Here is an 18,332-nt window from a genome sequence, read left to right on the forward strand (position 1 = left end):
TCGTGACCCGTGCGCGTGACGGTCGTCAGGTGCAGTACAGACGCGGCCCGCCCGGCGGCCAACTGCTCGGCCGAGGGGGCGGTCGGCCGCGTGGTGCGGCTGCCCGGCCACCTCCTGGCCGACCTCCGCCGGCCCCCGCCGGAGCAGTACCGTGTGTGACAGAGGAGGGAGTAAAGCATGAGCACAGATACGGCTACGGAGAAGGCGGTCCTCGCGGGCGGCTGCTTCTGGGGCATGCAGGATCTGATTCGCGGTCTGCCGGGGGTGATCTCCACCAGGGTCGGTTACACCGGTGGTGACGTCGCGAACGCGACGTACCGCAATCACGGGACGCACGCCGAGGGCATCGAGATCGTCTTCGACCCCGAGAAGACCAGCTACCGCCAGATTCTGGAGTACTTCTTCCAGATCCACGACCCCACGACGCTCAACCGTCAGGGCAACGACATCGGCCTCAGCTACCGGTCGGCCATCTACTACATCGGTGACGAGCAGAAGCGGGTCGCCGAGGACACCATCGCCGACGTGGAGGCCTCGGGTCTCTGGCCGGGGAAGGTCGTCACCGAGGTGGCCGGGGCGGGCGACTTCTGGGAGGCGGAGCCCGAGCACCAGGACTATCTGATCCGCTACCCGGACGGATACACCTGCCACTTCCTGCGGCCGGGCTGGAAGCTTCCCGCCCGCAGCGAGCGATAGGGCACCTTCCGCGACGACGGTGTCCGCCCGGCGACCGGGCGGACACCGGCCGTCAGACGGCGAACACCTGCGCGTCGTCCGCGAACGCCTTGAACTCCAGCGCGTTGCCCGCCGGATCGAGCAGGAACATCGTCCACTGCTCGCCGGGCTGCCCCTCGAAACGGACGTAGGGCTCGATGACGAACGTCGTGCCCGCGGCCCGGAGGCGGTCCGCCAGGTCGTGGAACTCGGGCGGAGTCAGCAGCAGCCCGAAGTGCGGTACCGGCACGTCGTGCCCGTCGACCGCGTTGCGTACGCCCTCGCCGCGGCGCGGCGCCAGATGCGTCACGAACTGGTGGCCACGCAGATTCCAGTCCACCCACGTGTCCGCGCTGCGGCCCTCCGCCAGACCGAGTACGTCGCCGTAGAAGCGGCGCGCGGCGGCGAGGTCGTCGACGGGCATCGCGAGGTGGAAGCGCGGTATGCGGGTATCGGGGGTGGTCATGGAGGTGTCGCCGCCCTTCGTCGCGGTCCTGGTGCCGGGCTCGTGTCCCGGCTCGTGTCCGGTCCCGTTCACGGGGGCTGTACGTATGGCGCGTACGGTCCCCTCCACGAGTACTGCCCCCCGTGCCGCCCCCTCAGGCCGGTCTCTCCCGCACCACGTCCCTCGGCTCCTTGTCCTCCCGCAGCCCCAGGAAACGCGGATGGCGCAGCATTCCGTCCCTCGTCCACTCGGTGAACGCGATCTGGGCGACGAGCCGGGGCTCCGACCAGTGCGGAGCCCGCTCCTTGACCGCGTCCGCGAACGGCGACCCGGGCACCGCCGCCTCGTCGAGCCGCCGGCGCAGATCGACCAGCGTCGCCCGGTCGTACCCCGTCCCCACCTTGCCCGCGTACCGCAGCCGCCCGTCCTCGTAGTGACCGAGGAGCAGCGCGCCGAAGCCGACGCGGGAGCCGGACGGTTCCGTGTAGCCGCCGATGACGAACTCCTGCCCCTGCTCGCACTTGAGCTTCAGCCAGCCCGTCGAGCGCCGGGGCTCGTACCGGCCGGCGGCCCGTTTCACGATCAGCCCCTCCCAGCCGTCGGCGCACGCCCGGTCCAGCAGCTCCTGACCGCCCGCGTTGCGGTGCGGCGTGAAGCGCAGTGGAGCCCGGTACGTCAGGGCTCTGCGCAGCAGCGACTTGCGTGAGCGCAGCGTGATCGCCGTGAGATCGGCGCCGTCGAGCCGCAGCAGATCGAACAGGTAGTACGTGACGGCCACCCCGCTGGCGCGGGCCCGGCGGGCGTCGCTGATCCCCATGCGCTGCTGGAGCAGGGCGAAGTCGGTACGGCCGTGGGTGAACGCGACGACCTCGCCGTCCACGGTGAAGTCCTCGCACTCCTGCGCGGCCAGGGCGTCCACGATCTCCGGATACGTGGCGTTGAGCCGTCGTCCGCTGCGCGACAGCAGCCGTACGCCCGACGCGTCCCGTACGGCGAGGACCCGGACACCGTCCAGTTTGCGCTCGAAGATCCAGCCGTCGCCGAACACCCGTCGATCGGTCAGGGTGGCGAGCATCGGCGTGGACGCCAGGAGGGCGCCCGAGCGGGTGTGGTTCAGTCTGCTCCGCTCGTCTTCGGGCAGCGTGTCCAGGAGGCTGCTCATCGCGCCTCGCCTCTCTCCGTGGGGTCCGACCAACCGACCGGCTTTCGGAGAAGGCTCCCCGTGACGGAGCGCCGAGTGCTCATGTCACCCGGGCCGATCACCCGTTAGAGGCCGTCCCCGGGCGGTCGGCGGGGACGCGGGGGGCGGCACGTGGTTACGGGGTCAGCCCGTCGCGCAGCCGTCCCGCAGCCGCCGCGAGGCACCGCATGTCGCCAGGCTGCACCATCTGCGCCTGCCGCCACTGTCGAGGAACAGCCAGCCGCACTCCTCGCCGGGGCAGCCGCGCACCACGAGGCGGCGCGGATCCGCCAGCAGGTCGGCGGCGCTGCGGGCCGTCGCGTACAGGGGGAGACGCAGGCCGGCCGACGGGGAGACGTGCCAGCGGCCCAGACTGTCCCCGCCGCGGGTGAACACCGAAGACCTCGCCGCCGCTTCCGCCACACCCGCCACCGCCTCGAAGGCCGCCGTGTCGGCCGGATCCGTCAGACAGGCGTACAGCCGCGCACGGAACTCACGGGCCTCGGCGAGTACGTCGGCCGCCTCGCCGGGTTCGCGGCGCGCCCGCGCGAGCAGCCGGGTGACGACATGGTCCGCCGCGAGGTCGAGATGGCCGGCCCACACCGCGAGCGCGGCGTAGTCGCGGAGCCACTCCGAACCGGGCAGCTCCGGACCGCCCCAGCCCGCGTACGTGTTGCAGAACTCCAGCGCCGGATGGCCGCTGGTGTTCCACGGCAGCCAGCGGTCGCGGACCCGTACCGCGTAGAGGGGAGCGGGTGGCCGGTCGAGGGACGGATCGCGGCGCAGGACGCGCTGGTGAAGGGCCGTCAGATCCGGTCCCGGCTCGACGCCGAGCCGGGTGGAGAGCGCGTGGCGGGTGACGTCGTAGAGCCGGACGGCCTCGGCCGCGCGGTCGGCGCGGTAGAGGGCCGTCATCCGGGCGGCGACGATGCGCTCCCGTTCGGGATGCTCGTCGGCGAGGTCCGTCAGATCCGCCGCGACGCGTTCGTGCAGTCCCATCGAGAGCTGCGTCTCGGCCCGCAGTTCGACGGTGGACAGCCGCAGTGCGTCCAGATGGCCGCCGAGCCGCTCGCGGAGCCGGTCGCCGGCCACATCGGCGAGCAGCGGGCCCCGCCACAGCGCGAGGGCCCGGTCGCCGAGACGGATCCGCTCGGCGGGGTCCGTGGCGTCGGCCGCGGCGCGGGCGAGCGGGACGAAGTCGCGGGCGTCGACCTCGTACCCGTCCGCCTCCAGGACATATCCGTCGTGCCGGGTCTCGATGCGCGGTCCGCGTCCCGTACGCAGGGCGGCGCGCAGCCTGCCGACGTACGTGTGGACGGTGCCGCGCGCCGACGCGTTCGCCTCCCCGTCCCACAGCAGATCGATGAGCCGGCCGGTCGTCACGACGTGCCCCGCGTCGAGCAGCAGGATCGACAGCAGACAACGCTCCTGGCGGCGGCTGTCCGTCAGGAGCGGCGCGCCCTCGTGACGGGCCTCGAACGGTCCGAGCAGCTTGAACTCCATGGCGTACCAAAGGGTAGTCGGGTGGGCGGGGGTGGCAACCGGCCGTGGTGAGAATGTGGTCAGAGCCCGCCGGGACGCTGGTGCCCAGGTCGTTGACCACCACTTCACCGGGGAGAACTCTGTGCGAGGCACCGTCGTAGCGCTACTGGCCCTCACCACACCGCTGTTGGGGGCCGGGACGCATCCGGCTCACGCCGCTTCCGACACCGTGCGCAGCGGCTGGGAGCCGGCACCCTCCGCACCGTGGGACGCGGCCGCCGGTGTGCGGTGCGACGTCCCCATCCACGCCGAGCCGGTCGTCGACGAGGTGGTGCGGCGGGTGGTGACGACCCATCCGGACGGCTCCCCGAAACGTGTCCTCTACCGGGGGGACCTGGTGGTCCGGATCACGAACACCGACACCGGCGCCTTCTACGACGCCGACGCGAGCGGCACGGCGGCCGTGGACCACCGTGCCGACGGCTCACAGTTCTGGTCCGTGCTCGGTCCGGTGCTCGTGGGTGTCGCCGAGAACGGCGGCAGTCTGGCGCGCGGTGTGTATCTGATCGACGGCGCGTACACCCTGGACATCAGCTCGGCCGGCTACAAGGACGTGACCATGGTCCACGGCTCGGTCGACGACCTCTGCGCGCGTATCGACTGACGACGAACCACAGCGTCGCGAGGGCTTGAACACCGGCCGCCGTCAGAAGCGCGCCGGGCAGCGACCAGGTGGCGAGCGGACCAGCGACCCCCGCGCCCAGGGCGAATCCGGTGATCTTGAGGCTCGCGCCCGTGTTGAAGATCTGGCCGCGCAGCCGCTCCGGGGCCTCCCGGTGCCGTATCGCGAACAGCCCTGTGAGCTGCGGCCCTTCACCGAGCCCCACGAGCAGCGCCGCCGCCACGACCGGTACCGGGTGGCCGGTCGCGGCGAGCAGGAGTCCGCCGGCGATGACGAGCGGACCGTACGCGACGACCGTGTCGGGACGCGCCGGGCGGGGGCGGGCGGACAGTACGGCGTTGGCGGTGAGAGCCGCGACGGCGACACCGGAGAGCAGGAGCGCGCCGTGGGCGGGTGAGCCGAAGACGCGCGCGCCGAGCAGCGGGGCGCAGGCGACCAGCATGCCCTGGCCCACGCAGGAGACCACCGAGGTCGTCGTCGCGCGGGCCAGCGGCCGGATCCGTACGATCGCGCGGAATCCGGCGGCCACGTCGGTGGCGAGGGTGGTGGCCAGGTCGGGGGAGGGGCCGTCCATGGGGGGTCTGCCCGCGCGCTTCGGCCGTCGCGCCGCTCGTACGGATCGTACGGCTCGCGTCCGGAGCGTCGGCAGCGCGAGCGCCGAGGGAAGGGCCAGACAGATCAGGGCCGTCGCCACCGCCACTCCGGCGGGGGCGCCCGCCACTCCCGCGACCGCCCCGGCCAGCGCCGGTCCCGCGAGGCTCGCTCCGTTGAACGTCATCGCGTCGAGCGCGTTGGCGCGCGGCAGCCGCTCGTACGGGACGAGGCGCGGCAGTTGGGAGGTCCACCCGCCGGACAGGGCGGGTCCGAGGAGCCCCGCGCACAGCGCGACCAGGACCGAGACGAAGACCGGCACCCGGCCCAGCGTCACGAGGATGATCACCAGCCCCGACGCGTATCCGGCCAGCGCGCCCGCGAGCAGCCGCCCGGGACGGGCGGACCTGTCGAGGAGCGCTCCGAAGACGGGGCCGCCGATCGCCGCCGAGACGGTGAGGGCGGCGAGCAGGGAGGACGCGGTGGCGGCCGATCCGGTGACCGCGAGACCCGCCAGCAGCAGGGCGGTCCCGGACATCTCGTCGCCGGTGCGGGCCGCCGCGGCCCCGGCGCCGTACCACCGCAACGCGGCACGCTGATTCATCCGTGTCACGTTACTCAGGTAACTCAATCATGCGCCAGATGCGTTACATTCGTCCGGTGTCCCCATCGACGACCGGCGACGACTGGTCCACCCGTCACTCCGTACAGACCGTCGCGCGGCGAACGGCCGCGCTGGTCAACGTCCTTGCCGACGAGAGCGCGCCGCCGGAGGCGGTCGCCGATGTGCTGCGCGCACACGGTGAGAAGGGGCGGCTCGAACTGACCGCTCGCGATCTCGCCGAGATGCGCGCCGCCGCGACGGCGCTCCGTGAGGTCTTCGCCGCCACCGACGTCGACCTCGCCGCGACCATGCTCAACGGACTCCTCGGACGCGGCTCCGGCCCACTCCGGCTCACCTCGCACGGCGGTGCAACCCCCTGGCACCCGCACCTCGACAGCGCCGACGAGGCGCCGTGGGGCGAGTGGTTCCTCGCGTCCTCCTGTCTGGCGCTGACCGTCCTGGTCTGGGACCGTCAGCGCCCGCCCGGCGGCGTCTGCGCGTCGTCGAGCTGCCGCAACGTCCATCTCACCCAGGGGAGCGGCCCGCCGCGCCGCTACTGCTCACGCCGCTGCGCCACCCGTGAACGCGTGGCCGCCCACCGCGCCCGCGCGGCCGGTCTCACCGAGGCGGCGTCACCAGCCCCGTCTCGTAGGCCATGATGACGAGTTGGACCCGGTCGCGGGCGTCGAGCTTGCTGAACAGCCGTGCCACATGCGCCTTGGCGGTCGCCACGCTGATGACGAGATGGTCGGCGATCTCCTTGTTGGACATACCGCGCCCGACGAGGACCAGCACTTCACGCTCCCGGCCCGTGATGCCGGTCACCGCCCGTGCGGGCGGGGCCGGTTCGGGCCGGGCTGCGAACTCCTCGATCAGCCGGCGGGTGACGCTCGGCGCGATGAGGGCCTCACCGGCGGCGACCACCCGGATCGCCGACAGGATGCCTTCGAGGGACATGTCCTTGATGAGGAAGCCGCTCGCCCCGGCACGGAGCGCGGCGTAGACGTACTCGTCGTCGTCGAACGTGGTGAGGACGACGACCCGCGCCGACCCGGGACCGGCGGTGATCAGGCCCGTCGCCTCGATACCGTCCATGCCGGGCATCCGGATGTCCATCACGACGACGTCCGGCCGCAGCTCCCGGACCAGTTGGACCGCCCGGGCGCCCGTCCCGGCCTCCCCGACGACGTCCAGGTCGGGGTGGTCGGCGATCAGGACGCGCAGCCCGGAGCGGATCAGCGGCTGGTCGTCGGCGAGTACGACACGGACCGGAGCCGCGGGCCCTCCCGCCACGCCGTTCCCGTCCCCGTACCTGTCGCCGTCCGCCGTACCCTCACCCGCCCCCGTCACCGGACCACGTCCGTCCGCGCGCCCGCTTCAGTCCCGCTGGTCGGTGCCGGGACCGGCACCGGCAGCCGTGCCTCGACGCGGAACCCGCCCTCCGGGCGCGGCCCGGCGGTCAGCCGGCCGCCCAGGAGCCCGACCCGCTCCCGCATGCCGACCAGACCCCAGCCCCCGGACCGGTCGATGTCGGCGGGCTCGCAGCCACGCCCGTCGTCGACGACCTCGACGGACACCTCCCCGGCCCCGTACCCGACCGTCACCCGGCACGACCGGGTCCCCGCGTGGCGTACGACATTGGTGACCGCCTCCTGGACGATGCGGTACGCCGACAGGTCGATGTCCGCCGGAATCTCCCGGCGCGCGCCACGCCACCGCAGCTCGACCCCGACCCCCGCGCCCTTCGACGTCGACGCCGCCAGTCGCCCGATGTCGGCCAGCCCCGGCGTGGGATCGAGGGATACGGGCTCCGCACCGGCGTCCGGTCCCGTACGGCGCAGGGTCCCGAGCGTCCGCCGCAGCCCCGCGAGCGTCTCCCTGCTGGTGGCCTCGATGCTGACGAGGGCCTTGCGCGCCTCGTCGGGCTGGGTGCCGATCACCCGGCTGCCCACCCCCGCCTGGATGGCGATGACACCGATGCTGTGGGCGATCATGTCGTGCAACTCGCGTGCGATCCGCAGCCGTTCGGCGGCGACGGCCTGTGCCGCCACCTGGGTGCGCTGCTCCACGGCGTGCTCGCGGCGCTCGCGGATCGACACCCCGATCATCCAGGCGGCCACCAGCGCCAGGGCGAGGACGACGAGCGTGCGGATGTAGACGTCCGACCCGGACGTGAAGTAGGTGGCGGACGCGATGTGCACGAGGAGCGTCGGGACGGCGGCGGCGAGCGCGACACGGCGGGTACGGGAGGCCACGACGGACAGCACGGCGAGATCGTTCGCCAGCACCAGCAGATACACCACCTCCCACGAAGGCCGCTGCGCCGAGACGGCGAAGGTGCCGGCCAGCATCAGCGCCGTGGCGGGCAGCGGGTGGCGCCGCAGCAGAGCCACCGGAAGCACGGTGGCGACGGCGCACAGGAGGAACCGCAGGCTGGTGGAGTTGTCGGGACCGCTCCGCACCGCGAGCAGCAGAGCGAACGGATAGGCGACGCCCCCGCACCAGGCCGCGACCGGACGCCAGATCCGGTCAAGGGGTCTGAGCTGTGGAAAGAGCGAAGTGGCCGACATGGGCCGATCGTAACCGCCGCCCCCGCGCGGGGGTATTGGCCGACGGGCGTACGCCCACGGGCCACCCCCGCCACCGCCGGTGTGGCCGCCGGCCCGATGCCGAACGGGCCGGTGCCCGGCCACTGTTGGCCGGGTGATCGAAGTCAACGAACTGACCAAACGCTACGGCGGGACCACCGCCGTCAAGGACCTCAGCTTCACCGTCCGCCCAGGCCGGGTCACCGGATTCCTCGGACCCAACGGAGCGGGCAAGAGCACCACACTGCGGCTGCTCATCGGCCTCGACCGGCCCACCTGCGGCGCCGCCACCATCGACGGCCGCTCCTTCCGGGACCGCCCGCGCGGGCTGCGGCACGTCGGCGCCCTGCTCGACGCCCACGACGTCCACGGCGGGCGCACCGCCCGTGCCCATCTGTCCGCACTCGCCCGTAGCAACGCACTGCCGAAGCGACGGGTGGACGACGTCCTGCACGAGGTGGGGCTGGCCGCCGCCGCCCGGCGCCGTATCGGCGGCTTCTCGCTCGGGATGAAGCAGCGGCTCGGGATCGCCGCCGCGCTGCTCGGCGATCCACCGGTGCTGCTGTTCGACGAGCCGATCAACGGCCTCGATCCGGAAGGCGTGTTGTGGGTACGCGGGCTGTTCCGGCGCCTCGCGGCCGAGGGGCGCACCGTGTTCGTCTCCAGCCATCTCATGAGCGAGATGGAGAACACGGCGGACCATCTCGTCGTCATCGGCCGTGGCGAGCTGATCGCCGCCGAGAGCGTGACGGACTTCGCGGCCCGTGGCACCCGGTCGAGCGTGACCGTACGGACCCCGGACGGCGCGGCGCTCACGGCGCTGCTGACGGCCGAAGGCGCGGACGTACGGACGGAGGCCGGGGTGCCGGCCGGCGGACCGCTCGTGGTGACCGGCCCCGACGCGGCGCGCATCGGGGAACTCGCGCACCGACACCGCATCAGGATCAACGAGTTGACGACCAGCTCCGCCTCGCTCGAGGAGGCGTTCATGGAACTCACCGCCGACAGCGTCGAATACGGCGCGGGGGACACACGATGACCGGACCGGCGACGACAGAGACCACCACGGCCACCACATCGGGGACCGCCACGGGCCGGCCCGAACCCCGGCCCCGGTTCCACAACTTGACCGCCGCCGAGTGGATCAAGATGTGGTCGCTCCGCTCGACCCCCTGGGCCTTCGCGGTGAGCGCGCTGCTCGTCGTCGCGATCAACACGAACGCCGCCGTCGCCGACCACAACAACTGGCCGGGCTACCCCGAGGGGATCCGGGAGCTGTTCGTCCCGATCTGGGCCATGCGTGACGCCTTCACCATCGGCGGCGCGATGGTCCTCATGCTCGCCGCCGCGAGCATCGGCGCGCTGACGGTCGTGGGGGAGTACGGCACCGGACAGATCCGTACGACGTTCGCCGCCGTCCCGGCCCGGCGCTCGGTGCTGGCGGCCAAGACCGTCGTGGTCACGGCGGTCACCACCGCCCTCGGCGCCGTCGCGGCCGTGACCTCGTTCGCCGTGACCCAGGCGATCCTGTCCGGGCGGCATGTCGGACTGCCCTTCGACTATCCGGGCGCGGCGCGCGTCATGGCGGCGTCCGCGCTGCTCGCGCCGGTGTGCGCGCTCATCGGTATGAGCCTCGCGGCACTGATCAGGCACACGGCGACGACAATCGTCAGCCTCACCCTTCTCCTTCTCGTGCTGCCGTCCCTTCTCAACGAGGGCAGGCACTCGACGGCCTCGCTCCTGCACGCCCTTCCCCAGGGCGCGTGGGCCGAGTTGGTGACGGTGGGCGACTCGCCGGTCCCCGTGGCCTACCCGACGACGATCGCCGGCTCGTGGCTCGTGTACGGGCTCTGGTCGCTCGTCGCGGTGGTGATCGCCGTCGTCGCCGTCCATCACCGCGACCCGGCGCCCTGATCCGGCCCGTCCGGAACGCGGACCGGCCGGGAGCCCCGGCAGGGCCCCGGCCGGATTCACCTGCCGGGCTACGGAGTCGTGGCGTACGCCGCGCCGGCGAAACGGGCGGTCAGCCAGACCGGGTCGACGATGGCGGAACCGACAACGACGGCGTGCGCGCCCGCGGCGACGGCCGCGCGCACGCCGTCCGGCGTCGAGTAGCCGCGCTCCGCGACGACCGGCACCCCGGCGCCGGCCACGAGGATCTCCACGAGCCCGAGGTCGGGCAGCGGGCCGGTGTTCGCCTTCGCGGGATAGCCCATGGTCGACGAGCTGACCATCGCGGCACCCGCCGCCACGGCGGTGCGCGCGTCGTCGATCCCCGGCACACCGGCCTTGACCGGCCTGCCCAGCGCGACGAACGACGCGATCAGTTCGGACAGGTCCTGCCCGTCGTGGCGGCGTGCCGCCGAGTCCGCCTCCAGTTCGACGACATCGGCGCCGGCCTCCACGAGGGCGGCCGCGTGGGCCGTTGTCGGCGTGATGCGCACGACTCCGCCGTGCGAGCCGTCGATGTTCACGGCGAGCAGGTGGAGGCCGGGGACGGCGCGCTTCACGGCGCGTACGGCGTCCGGGCCGTCCACTTTCACGGCGACGGCGCCGCCCTCCTGCGCGGCGGCGGCGAGCCGCACGACATCCTCGACATGTCGCCAGGGCGACTGCGGTGACGGGGTGAGCGAGACGATCAGCCCGCGGGGAATGAGGTTCACGCCGCGAACTCCTCGCCGTTCACCAGGACGCGCTCGACGGCGACGTCCTCGTCGGTCACGATCAGGTCGGCCGGTCCGCCGAGGGTGAGCTCTCCCGCGCCGGTGAGCCCGTAGAAGCGGGCGGGCGCGCGGCTGGCCAGGTTGACCGCGCGGTCGATGGGCCAGTCGTGCTCGACCAGCTTCCGCACCTGCTGCAACAGCGTCACCGTGCTGCCGGCGAGGGTGCCGTCGGGCAGCCGCGGAACACCTTCGGTGACGGCGACCGTGAAGCCGCCCACGGTGAAGACACCGTCGCCCGCCCCCGCCGGGGACGCCGCGTCGGTGACGAGCATGACGCGATGCTCGGCGGCCTTGAGCGCGAACAGCGAGGTCTCGCGCGCCAGATGGATGTCGTCGGCGATGAGCTGGATGGCGACCTCCTCCCGGTTGAGCGTCGCGCCCGCGATACCGGGGGCGCGGTGGCTGAACGCGATCATCCCGTTGAACAGGTGCGTGACCGCGCGGGCGCCCGCGTCGAAGCCCGCGTACGCGGTCGCCGTGTCGGCGCCCGAGTGCCCGGCCTGCACGATCACCCCTTCCCGGGCCGCCCGGGCGATCAGCTCCAGCGCGCCGGGCAGCTCGGGGGCGACGGTGATCGTGCGCAGCGGCCCGGCGTCGAGGAATCGCCGCACGATGCCGAAGTCGGGGTCGCGGAGGTACTCGGGGCGGTGCACGCCGCGGTGGTTCGGGGACAGGAACGGTCCCTCGGCGTGCACACCGACGACCTTCGCGCCGCGCGGCGCAGATCGCTTCAGCTCGCCGAGTACGCGGAGCTGGCGGACCACGTTGTCCTCGGAGTCGGTGATGACCGTGGGCTGTACGTGGAACACACCGTCCCGCGTGAGCGCCGCGAACGCCCGCTCGAACTCCTCGGCCGTCGCCGCGTTGAAGTCGACCCCGCCGTACCCGTTCACCTGAAGGTCCACCAGGCCGGGCAGGACGTACCCCGTACCGGTCGACGGCAGACCGGCGCGTACCAGCCGTCCGTCGTCGACCTCGATGTCGCCCTTCACCCAGGCGCCGGCGATGACGGCGCCGCGTGCGGAAACTCTCATGGATACAACCTCGCTAGATGGGGGACGACGCCGCGGCCGGTCGGTTCCGCCGCGGTCTGGGGATGGTGGGCGCGGCCGGCCTGGCCCTCCAGGGCGGCGCGGAAGCGATAGCGGTCGCCGCGGTAGACGCTGCGGCACCACTGCACGACACGGCGGTTCTCGTCGAAGGTGGTCTGGACGATCTCCAGTACGGGATCGCCCGAAGGGAGGCCGAGCCTCTCGGCGATCTCGGCGGTCGCGCCGCGCGCTTCGATGACGCAGTCGGCCCGGACCGCGTGCAGGCCGTACCGCTCCGCGAGCGTGGAGTACAGGGAAGCGGTCGTGAAATCGTGCTCGCCCAGCCCGGGCGCCGGCCCCTCCGGGATGAGCGAGAAGTCGATCAGGGTGGGGATGCCGTCGAGATACCGCAGCCGGGCCAGTTCGACGACGGGAGCGCCCGGCGCGATACCCAGCAGGTCCGCCTCGTCGAGCGAGCACGCGCGGGTCAGGCACTTCAGCACCTTGGAGCTGGAGGTCAGACCGTTCGCCGCGGCGAGGTCCGAGAAGCTCACGAGCCCGGTGGCGCCCTCCTCGATCGACTCCGCCTCCGGCCCGCCGGGCAGCATCGAGATGGGCGCGTGTGTCTCCGCCCGCACCCACCGGGCACCGGCGACGACGTTGACCAGACCGGCCATCTCCAGATCCTTCAGCGCGTGGCGGACGGTGACCCGGCTGACGTCGAACTGATTGGCGAGAACCCGCTCGGAGGGCATCCTCGAACCGGGCGCGATGACGCCCGATTCGATGCGTTCCCTGAGGTGCTGCGCAACCTTGCGGTGCAGTGCTGGCGAAGTAGACATAGACCCGATTGTGTCCGTTGGAATCGAAGGGGATGGACGTATTCGGCGGCCCGCACCGTGCGGTGCGGGGGCGGGCGTCCGGCGGCCGGGCCGGTGACGGCTATTCGCCGTCGTCGAGCTTGGTGCCGGTGTCGAGGAAGAGGAACTCGTCGGGGTCGATGCCCCGCGCCCGCGCCGCGCGCAGCGCCACCTGTTGCAGCAGCGCCGCCACGAAGACCGGGATCTCCAGGGGGCCGTGCGCCTCGATCGGCACGACCAGGGTCCGCTCGCCGTGGGCGGGAGGAGCGCCGGTGCGCAGCTCGACGATCTGACGGCCGAGCGAGCCGAGGGCCCGGACGATCTGCCCGTCGTCGGGACCGTCGAGGACGATGTGCAGGGTCGAGGGGTGCGTCGACTCCATCAGCCCGTGCAGATACTGCCGGGTCTCGAACGACGCCGCGGGCACCCGCACCACCTCGCGCAGCAGCAGCGCGCCGCCCTCGACCCCGCCGTACTGGTCGGCCGGCGCCACCAGGTCGATGATCGACGCGGCCGACAGCCGGTCCGCGATCTCCTCGATCCGCGCGGAGGCCGAGTCGATGAACACGGCCAGCCGCTCGCCCAGGCTGAGCCAGGAAGCGGACGGTTCGCCGTCGGTCCAGGTCTCGGCGAGCATCGACACGGCCATCGCCGATGCGGTGAAGCCGACCGTCGAGGCGAGACTGTCGGGCAGATCGCCGAGTGTGAGTACGGAGTCGGCGGCGGCGGCCATCGGCGAGTCGGTGACGTTGACGACCGCGAGCTTGCGGCCCGAGGCCGCGCGCAACACGTCGACCGTCTCGCGGCTGCGGCCCGACTGCGACAGCGCGACGAGGGTGGCGTTCTCGTCGAACGGACCCGCCTCCGCCGCGTTGAGCCGGACACTCGGGATGCCGCGTGCCGACAGATGGGCGGCCGGCGCGGCGAGCGCCGCGAGGCTGGCGCCGATGCCGATGAAGGTGACCTGGGCGGGGCGGCCGGCGGCGCCGGCCGTGGCGAGCGCCCGCTCGCGCAGTACTGGGGCGACCTCGGTGAGCCGGCCGGTCTGGTCCAGTACGCCCTCCTCGAAGGGGATGAAACCCTGTCGCAGAAACGCGTTGACACTCATCGGCCGCTGGCCGCCCTTCCTCGTCGTGCCAGGGAATCGATCACGACGGCGACGACGAGTACAGCGCCGGTGATCACGTACTTGACGGCGGAGGTCTGGTTGAGCAGATCCATGCCGTTGGACACCGCTCCGATGACGAGCATGCCGAGCAGTGCCGAGTAGGCGGTGCCGCGCCCGCCGAACAGGCTTGTGCCGCCGATGACCGCGGCGGCGATCGCGTTCAGCAGGATGTCGCTGCCGCCGCTGGCCTGGTTGACCGCGAACAGGCGCGAGGCGGCGAGCACTCCGCCGAAGGCCGCGAGGGACGAGGCGATCGTGAAGGCGATGACCTTGACCGTGCCGACCTGGATGCCCGCGCGCCGGGCGGCCTCGGCGTTGCCGCCGACGGCGAACAGCTTGCGGCCGAACGTCGTACCCCGCAGCACCACATCGACGATCACCACGAGTCCGACGAAGATGATCAGCGACAGGGGTATGCCGTGCCACTGCGCGAAGACGGTGGTCGCCGCGAGGATCACCACGGTGATCACGGACGCGGGTACCAGGCTCCCGCTGAGCGGTCGCACGGATAGACCGCGCTCGCGCCGCCGCGCGGACGTGCGGAACGCCTTGCCGAACGCCGCCGTCGCGTAGACGAGGGCGATCACGTAGCCGATCCACGCCGGGAGCGTGGTGTTGGCGAGGGAGGCGATCGCGCCGTCGTAGGGGATGTTGATCGTGCCGTGGTTGCCGAGTACGAGGAGCTGGCCGCCCTGCCAGGCGAGCAGGCCGCCCAGGGTCAGTACGAACGACGGAACGCCGAGCTTGGTGAAGATGAACCCGTGGAACAGACCGATCGCGGCGCCGAACACGACGGCCAGGACGATCGCGAGGACCGGCGGCCAGCCCATGTTGATGCTCAGTACGACCATGGTGGCGGAGGTGATCCCGCTGACCGATCCGGCGGAGAGGTCGATCTCCCCGATGATCAGGACGAACACGATGCCGAGCGCGATGACGCCGGTCGAGGCGATCTGAAGGCTCAGGTTGGAGAGGTTCTGCGGCGAGAGGAACCGGTCGTTCGCGATCTGGAAGACCAGCGAGATGACGACGAGGCCGAGGATGACGGGCAGCGGTCCGAAGTCGCCTGTGCGCAGGCGGTGGACGCGCTCCCGTACCCAGTTCCCCTCCGACGGTGGTCCGGGTGCCAGGACGCCGCGCTGGGGGCGGCCGGTGGCGGTGTTCGTGGTCACGCTCTTCCTTCCTCGGCCCGGTCGCGGCGCAGCTTCCGGCGCTTGTGGGCACTGCTGTCGGCGATGCCCGTGATGGCGGCGACGACCTGCTCCTCGGTGGTCCCCTCGACGGGGAACTCGCTGACGCTGCGTCCGAGCCGCAGACAGACGATCCGGTCCGCCACGTCGAAGACGTCGGCGAGGTTGTGGCTCACCATCAGGACGGCGTGCCCCTCGGCGCGCAGCCGCTCGATGAGTTCGAGCACCTCGGCGGTCTGCTCGACGCCGAGGGCCGCGGTGGGCTCGTCCAGGATGACCAGCCTCGGGTCACCGAGCAGGGACCGCGCGATGGCGACCGACTGGCGCTGCCCGCCCGAAAGCGACGAGACGGGAGCACGCAGGTCCTTGATCCTGACGGAGAGCCGCTTGAGCAGCCCGACGGCGACCTGCTCCATGTCGAGCGCGCTCAGAAAGCCCCCGTGGTGCTTCTCGCGCCCGAGGAACAGGTTGGCGACGATGTCGAGGTTGTCGCACAGCGCGAGGTCCTGGTAGACCGTCGCGATGCCGAGGCGTGTCGAGTCGATGGGCTTGCGCGGTGACACCTGCTCGCCGTTCACCGACATGGTGCCGCTGTCGCGGGGGTGGGCTCCGGAGATCGTCTTGATCAGGGTGGACTTGCCCGCCCCGTTGTCGCCGACGAGTGCCACGACCTCTCCCGCGGCGACGCTCATGCTGACGTCGCCGAGCGCCTTCACGGCGCCGAAGCTCTTGCTGATGTGCTCCAGTTCGAGCACGGGCGGCGGACTGACTCCCGCCCTTTCGACGGTCACTGTCATCGGCCGTCTCCTTTCGAATCGCGTTGGTCCGCCGCGGCGGCGACCACGATCGGCTTGGCGAGGTGCCACGCGGCCGCGCCGGCGAGACCGGCGTCGTCACCGCACAGGGCAGCCCGCACCTCGACGTCCCAGGAGACGTACGAGGCCGCGGTGTCGCGGATACGGCGGTCGAGCTCGTCGAGCAGGTGGGCGCCGGCCGCGCGGGCGAGCCCGCCGCCGACCACCAGCACGTCGGGTGAGACGACATGGCACAGGAGCACCGCGGCCGCGGCCGCCGCGTCGGCGATGTCGGCGAGCGCGCCGGACGCCAGCTCGCGGGCATGCCGCTCCTGGGCGGTGGTCCCGGTTCCTGAGGCGAGTTCGGTCAGGGTGCGGTAGTCGACGTCCCTGCCGAGTTCACGCGCGACCCGGCGTACGCGCTGTCCCGAACCGAGGTCCTCGATCATGGGGCGTCCGGCGCCGAGCAGGTGCAGGAACCCGATCTGGAACCCCGACAGACGCCCCGACAGCACACGGCCGTCGGTCACCGCCGCCGCGCCGACCCCGGTGGAGAGGGTGAGATAGGCCGTTGTCGCGGTGGTGGCTCCGGCGCCGAAGTACGCCTCGCCGATCGCCGCCAGTTCGGCGTCACCGGCCAGCTCGACGGCCAGCCCGGTGACCTCGGAGAGGTGCGCGGCCGACAGCCGGTCGAGGTCGGTGGACGGCAGGTTCCGTGCCACGTGCAGACGGCCCCGGACGTGGTCCACCCGTCCGGGCAGGCCGACGACCGCCGAGACGGCGTCCGTACCGGCCGCGATCCGGGTCATGAGGTCCGCGACCTGCTCGTGCGCCGCGCCGTGCCGGACGGGCTCCTTGAGCCGGGCGGTCAGGACGCCGCTCCGGTCGACGAGCGCCGCACGGACCGTGGTACCGCCCAGGTCGACTGCTACGCACTGGGCGGCATCACCGGTGGGGAGGGAGGTCACTTAGCGGAGTCCCGCCTTGACGCACGCCTTCTCGTAGTCGGCCGTGCAGATCTGATCGACGGTCAGATAACCGCTGTCGATCAGGACCTCCTTCATGTTCTCCATCGTCACGGCGATGGATTCGAGCAGATAGGCGGGCACCTTCTGGGCGCCGTCGTCGACCGTGCCGTTGAGCAGATCGGCGGAGGGCTTCTCGCCCTTGGCGAGCGCGGCGGCGGCCTTGGCGCCGATCTGGGCCTCGGTCTCGACCGGCAGATACGTGCTCTCGTACAGGTCGCCGGCGACCATGTTCTGGATGGCGTCGAGTTGTGTGTCCAGACCCGTGACGGGCGGCATCGGTTTGACACCCGCGCTCTTGAGCGCGGCGACGACACCGGTGGCCATGCCGTCGTTGCCCGCGTAGACGCCGTCGATGTTGGACGCGCCCAGCTTGGTGATGGCCTGCTGCATCTGGTTCTGCGCGTTGGCGGCCGACCAGCCCTTGGTGTCGTACTCGGCGGCGACGGTGAAGCCGGACTTGTCGATGACGCTGTGCGCGCCTTCCTTCTCGGGCTTCGCGCCGGAGTCGACCGGGTCGCCGTTCATCATGACGACGTTGCCGGAGGTCTTGCCGTCCTTCTTCAGCTTGTCGAGAAGGGACTGCATGCCGACGGCGCCCTGCTGGACGTTGTCGAACTTCACCGCGTAGTCCACGCCCGCGTTGTAGATGACGCGGTCGTAGCTCATGACCTTCGCGCCCTGCTGACGGGCGCTGGCGACCGCGGCCCCGGCTGCGTTGGAGTCGACGGGGTCGATCACCAGAACGCTCGCACCCGCGGTCAACGCCGACTCGACCTGGCTGAGTTGCTTGCCGGCGTCCCCGGCCGCGTTGTAGTAGCGGAGCTGACACTCGGGGCAGCTCTCCGTGAGCTGCTTCTCGAAGGTCGGCTTGTCCCGTGCCTCGTACCGGGCGGTCGCGTTCTCCGGGAGCAGGAGGGCGACGATCTTCTTCTCGGCGCTGCCGGCCGCGGTGCTGCCGGAGGTGTCCCCCGATCCCTCGGATCCGCCCTGTCCGCAGGAGGCCAGCAGGAGTGCTCCGACCGCGGCCACGCCCACGACGGCCATGGGTCTGCGACGTGAATGAGAATTGACGTTCATGAGTGGTTTGTCTCCCTCGGGCCATTTGTGGCGGGGTGATGTGGAGCACGCTAGAACTGGCGGCAACCACTGGTCAACCCTCTGGTATCACGGCTCGATAACTGAAGTAGACCACTGGTATTACCCGCCTCCGGCCAGGGAATCTTCACCCGCCCAAGCGCAAGCGTCGCAGCGG

General features: G+C 71.9%; 19 protein-coding genes. 5 read left to right on the forward strand and 14 right to left on the reverse strand.

Annotated elements, in window-relative coordinates:
• The first annotated feature begins 177 nt into the window (after positions 1-177).
• Positions 178-696, forward strand: coding sequence for a peptide-methionine (S)-S-oxide reductase MsrA (gene msrA / locus ACFWHU_RS27960; RefSeq protein ID WP_385799195.1), 519 nt, complete (start codon positions 178-180; stop codon positions 694-696).
• A 52-nt stretch (positions 697-748) separates the two neighbouring features.
• Here the strand turns inward: msrA and ACFWHU_RS27965 are convergent, their stop codons facing one another.
• From ACFWHU_RS27965 to ACFWHU_RS27975, 3 genes are all read right to left on the reverse strand, one after another.
• On the reverse strand, positions 749-1,180 hold the full coding sequence (locus ACFWHU_RS27965; protein WP_385799344.1) for a VOC family protein: 432 nt from the start codon (positions 1,178-1,180) through the stop codon (positions 749-751).
• Positions 1,181-1,313: 133 nt separating this feature from the next.
• Positions 1,314-2,321, reverse strand: coding sequence for a non-homologous end-joining DNA ligase (gene ligD / locus ACFWHU_RS27970; RefSeq protein WP_387228140.1), 1,008 nt, complete (start codon positions 2,319-2,321; stop codon positions 1,314-1,316).
• Positions 2,322-2,483: 162 nt separating this feature from the next.
• The gene (locus tag ACFWHU_RS27975; protein ID WP_387228142.1) at positions 2,484-3,842 is read right to left on the reverse strand and encodes a BTAD domain-containing putative transcriptional regulator; all 1,359 of its coding nucleotides are present in this window, start codon (positions 3,840-3,842) and stop codon (positions 2,484-2,486) included.
• Positions 3,843-3,963: 121 nt separating this feature from the next.
• Between ACFWHU_RS27975 and ACFWHU_RS27980 the strand changes: the two genes are divergently transcribed.
• A complete protein-coding gene (locus ACFWHU_RS27980; RefSeq protein ID WP_387228144.1) occupies positions 3,964-4,485 on the forward strand; it encodes a hypothetical protein in 522 nt (173 codons plus the stop codon).
• Here the strand turns inward: ACFWHU_RS27980 and ACFWHU_RS27985 are convergent.
• Positions 4,412-5,698 (reverse strand): MFS transporter, encoded by a 1,287-nt coding sequence (locus ACFWHU_RS27985; RefSeq protein WP_387228146.1) that lies wholly within the window; start codon positions 5,696-5,698, stop codon positions 4,412-4,414. The genes ACFWHU_RS27980 and ACFWHU_RS27985 overlap by 74 nt on opposite strands.
• A 38-nt stretch (positions 5,699-5,736) precedes the next feature.
• On the opposite strand from ACFWHU_RS27985, the gene ACFWHU_RS27990 reads away from it, so the two are divergent.
• Positions 5,737-6,357, forward strand: coding sequence for a CGNR zinc finger domain-containing protein (locus tag ACFWHU_RS27990; RefSeq protein WP_387228148.1), 621 nt, complete (start codon positions 5,737-5,739; stop codon positions 6,355-6,357).
• On the opposite strand, the gene ACFWHU_RS27995 is transcribed toward ACFWHU_RS27990, so the two are convergent.
• Positions 6,317-6,991, reverse strand: coding sequence for a response regulator (locus tag ACFWHU_RS27995; RefSeq protein WP_385799184.1), 675 nt, complete (start codon positions 6,989-6,991; stop codon positions 6,317-6,319). The genes ACFWHU_RS27990 and ACFWHU_RS27995 overlap by 41 nt on opposite strands.
• Before the next feature lie 53 nt (positions 6,992-7,044).
• The gene (locus tag ACFWHU_RS28000; RefSeq protein ID WP_385799182.1) at positions 7,045-8,268 is read right to left on the reverse strand and encodes a sensor histidine kinase; all 1,224 of its coding nucleotides are present in this window, start codon (positions 8,266-8,268) and stop codon (positions 7,045-7,047) included.
• A 133-nt stretch (positions 8,269-8,401) separates the two neighbouring features.
• Between ACFWHU_RS28000 and ACFWHU_RS28005 the strand changes: the two genes are divergently transcribed.
• Together ACFWHU_RS28005 and ACFWHU_RS28010 are read left to right on the forward strand one after the other, a co-directional pair.
• Positions 8,402-9,325, forward strand: a complete 924-nt coding sequence (locus ACFWHU_RS28005; protein WP_385799180.1) for an ABC transporter ATP-binding protein — start codon at positions 8,402-8,404, stop codon at positions 9,323-9,325.
• Positions 9,322-10,200, forward strand: a complete 879-nt coding sequence (locus ACFWHU_RS28010) for an ABC transporter permease (RefSeq protein WP_387228151.1) — start codon at positions 9,322-9,324, stop codon at positions 10,198-10,200. The genes ACFWHU_RS28005 and ACFWHU_RS28010 overlap by 4 nt, the downstream gene beginning before the upstream one ends.
• A gap of 68 nt (positions 10,201-10,268) precedes the next feature.
• Here the strand turns inward: ACFWHU_RS28010 and ACFWHU_RS28015 are convergent, their stop codons facing one another.
• The 8 genes from ACFWHU_RS28015 to ACFWHU_RS28050 all read right to left on the reverse strand — a co-directional run bounded on the left by ACFWHU_RS28015 (position 10,269) and on the right by ACFWHU_RS28050 (position 18,157).
• Positions 10,269-10,949 (reverse strand): N-acetylmannosamine-6-phosphate 2-epimerase, encoded by a 681-nt coding sequence (locus tag ACFWHU_RS28015; protein WP_387228153.1) that lies wholly within the window; start codon positions 10,947-10,949, stop codon positions 10,269-10,271.
• Positions 10,946-12,043, reverse strand: coding sequence for an N-acetylglucosamine-6-phosphate deacetylase (gene nagA, locus ACFWHU_RS28020; protein ID WP_387228155.1), 1,098 nt, complete (start codon positions 12,041-12,043; stop codon positions 10,946-10,948). Before nagA ends, ACFWHU_RS28015 begins: the two co-directional genes overlap by 4 nt.
• On the reverse strand, positions 12,040-12,882 hold the full coding sequence (locus tag ACFWHU_RS28025) for a GntR family transcriptional regulator (protein WP_385799172.1): 843 nt from the start codon (positions 12,880-12,882) through the stop codon (positions 12,040-12,042). The genes nagA and ACFWHU_RS28025 overlap by 4 nt, the downstream gene beginning before the upstream one ends.
• A 100-nt stretch (positions 12,883-12,982) precedes the next feature.
• Positions 12,983-14,008 (reverse strand): SIS domain-containing protein, encoded by a 1,026-nt coding sequence (locus ACFWHU_RS28030; RefSeq protein WP_387228158.1) that lies wholly within the window; start codon positions 14,006-14,008, stop codon positions 12,983-12,985.
• On the reverse strand, positions 14,005-15,240 hold the full coding sequence (locus ACFWHU_RS28035) for a sugar ABC transporter permease (protein ID WP_387228160.1): 1,236 nt from the start codon (positions 15,238-15,240) through the stop codon (positions 14,005-14,007). Before ACFWHU_RS28035 ends, ACFWHU_RS28030 begins: the two co-directional genes overlap by 4 nt.
• Positions 15,237-16,055, reverse strand: a complete 819-nt coding sequence (locus ACFWHU_RS28040) for an ATP-binding cassette domain-containing protein (RefSeq protein WP_385799166.1) — start codon at positions 16,053-16,055, stop codon at positions 15,237-15,239. The genes ACFWHU_RS28035 and ACFWHU_RS28040 overlap by 4 nt, the downstream gene beginning before the upstream one ends.
• Complete coding sequence (locus tag ACFWHU_RS28045; protein ID WP_387228163.1) at positions 16,052-17,020, reverse strand: ROK family protein; 969 nt, start codon at positions 17,018-17,020, stop codon at positions 16,052-16,054. The genes ACFWHU_RS28040 and ACFWHU_RS28045 overlap by 4 nt, the downstream gene beginning before the upstream one ends.
• The gene (locus tag ACFWHU_RS28050) at positions 17,021-18,157 is read right to left on the reverse strand and encodes a substrate-binding domain-containing protein (RefSeq protein WP_385799162.1); all 1,137 of its coding nucleotides are present in this window, start codon (positions 18,155-18,157) and stop codon (positions 17,021-17,023) included. It lies immediately after the preceding gene.
• Between the last annotated feature and the right edge of the window lie 175 nt (positions 18,158-18,332).

The sequence above is a fragment of the Streptomyces sp. NPDC060366 genome, from assembly GCF_042725135.1.
Taxonomy (GTDB): Bacteria; Actinomycetota; Actinomycetes; order Streptomycetales; family Streptomycetaceae; genus Streptomyces.

Coding starts and splice junctions, on each gene's coding strand:
- ACFWHU_RS28025 (WP_385799172.1), bottom strand. CDS start 12,882: ATGTCTACTTCGCCAGCACTGCACCGCAAGGTTGCGCAGCACCTCAGG.
- ACFWHU_RS27975 (WP_387228142.1), bottom strand. CDS start 3,842: ATGGAGTTCAAGCTGCTCGGACCGTTCGAGGCCCGTCACGAGGGCGCG.
- ACFWHU_RS28040 (WP_385799166.1), bottom strand. CDS start 16,055: ATGACAGTGACCGTCGAAAGGGCGGGAGTCAGTCCGCCGCCCGTGCTC.
- nagA (WP_387228155.1), bottom strand. CDS start 12,043: ATGAGAGTTTCCGCACGCGGCGCCGTCATCGCCGGCGCCTGGGTGAAG.
- ACFWHU_RS27965 (WP_385799344.1), bottom strand. CDS start 1,180: ATGACCACCCCCGATACCCGCATACCGCGCTTCCACCTCGCGATGCCC.
- msrA (WP_385799195.1), top strand. CDS start 178: ATGAGCACAGATACGGCTACGGAGAAGGCGGTCCTCGCGGGCGGCTGC.
- ACFWHU_RS28030 (WP_387228158.1), bottom strand. CDS start 14,008: ATGAGTGTCAACGCGTTTCTGCGACAGGGTTTCATCCCCTTCGAGGAG.
- ligD (WP_387228140.1), bottom strand. CDS start 2,321: ATGAGCAGCCTCCTGGACACGCTGCCCGAAGACGAGCGGAGCAGACTG.
- ACFWHU_RS28010 (WP_387228151.1), top strand. CDS start 9,322: ATGACCGGACCGGCGACGACAGAGACCACCACGGCCACCACATCGGGG.
- ACFWHU_RS27990 (WP_387228148.1), top strand. CDS start 5,737: ATGCGTTACATTCGTCCGGTGTCCCCATCGACGACCGGCGACGACTGG.
- ACFWHU_RS27985 (WP_387228146.1), bottom strand. CDS start 5,698: ATGAATCAGCGTGCCGCGTTGCGGTGGTACGGCGCCGGGGCCGCGGCG.
- ACFWHU_RS28050 (WP_385799162.1), bottom strand. CDS start 18,157: ATGAACGTCAATTCTCATTCACGTCGCAGACCCATGGCCGTCGTGGGC.
- ACFWHU_RS28000 (WP_385799182.1), bottom strand. CDS start 8,268: ATGTCGGCCACTTCGCTCTTTCCACAGCTCAGACCCCTTGACCGGATC.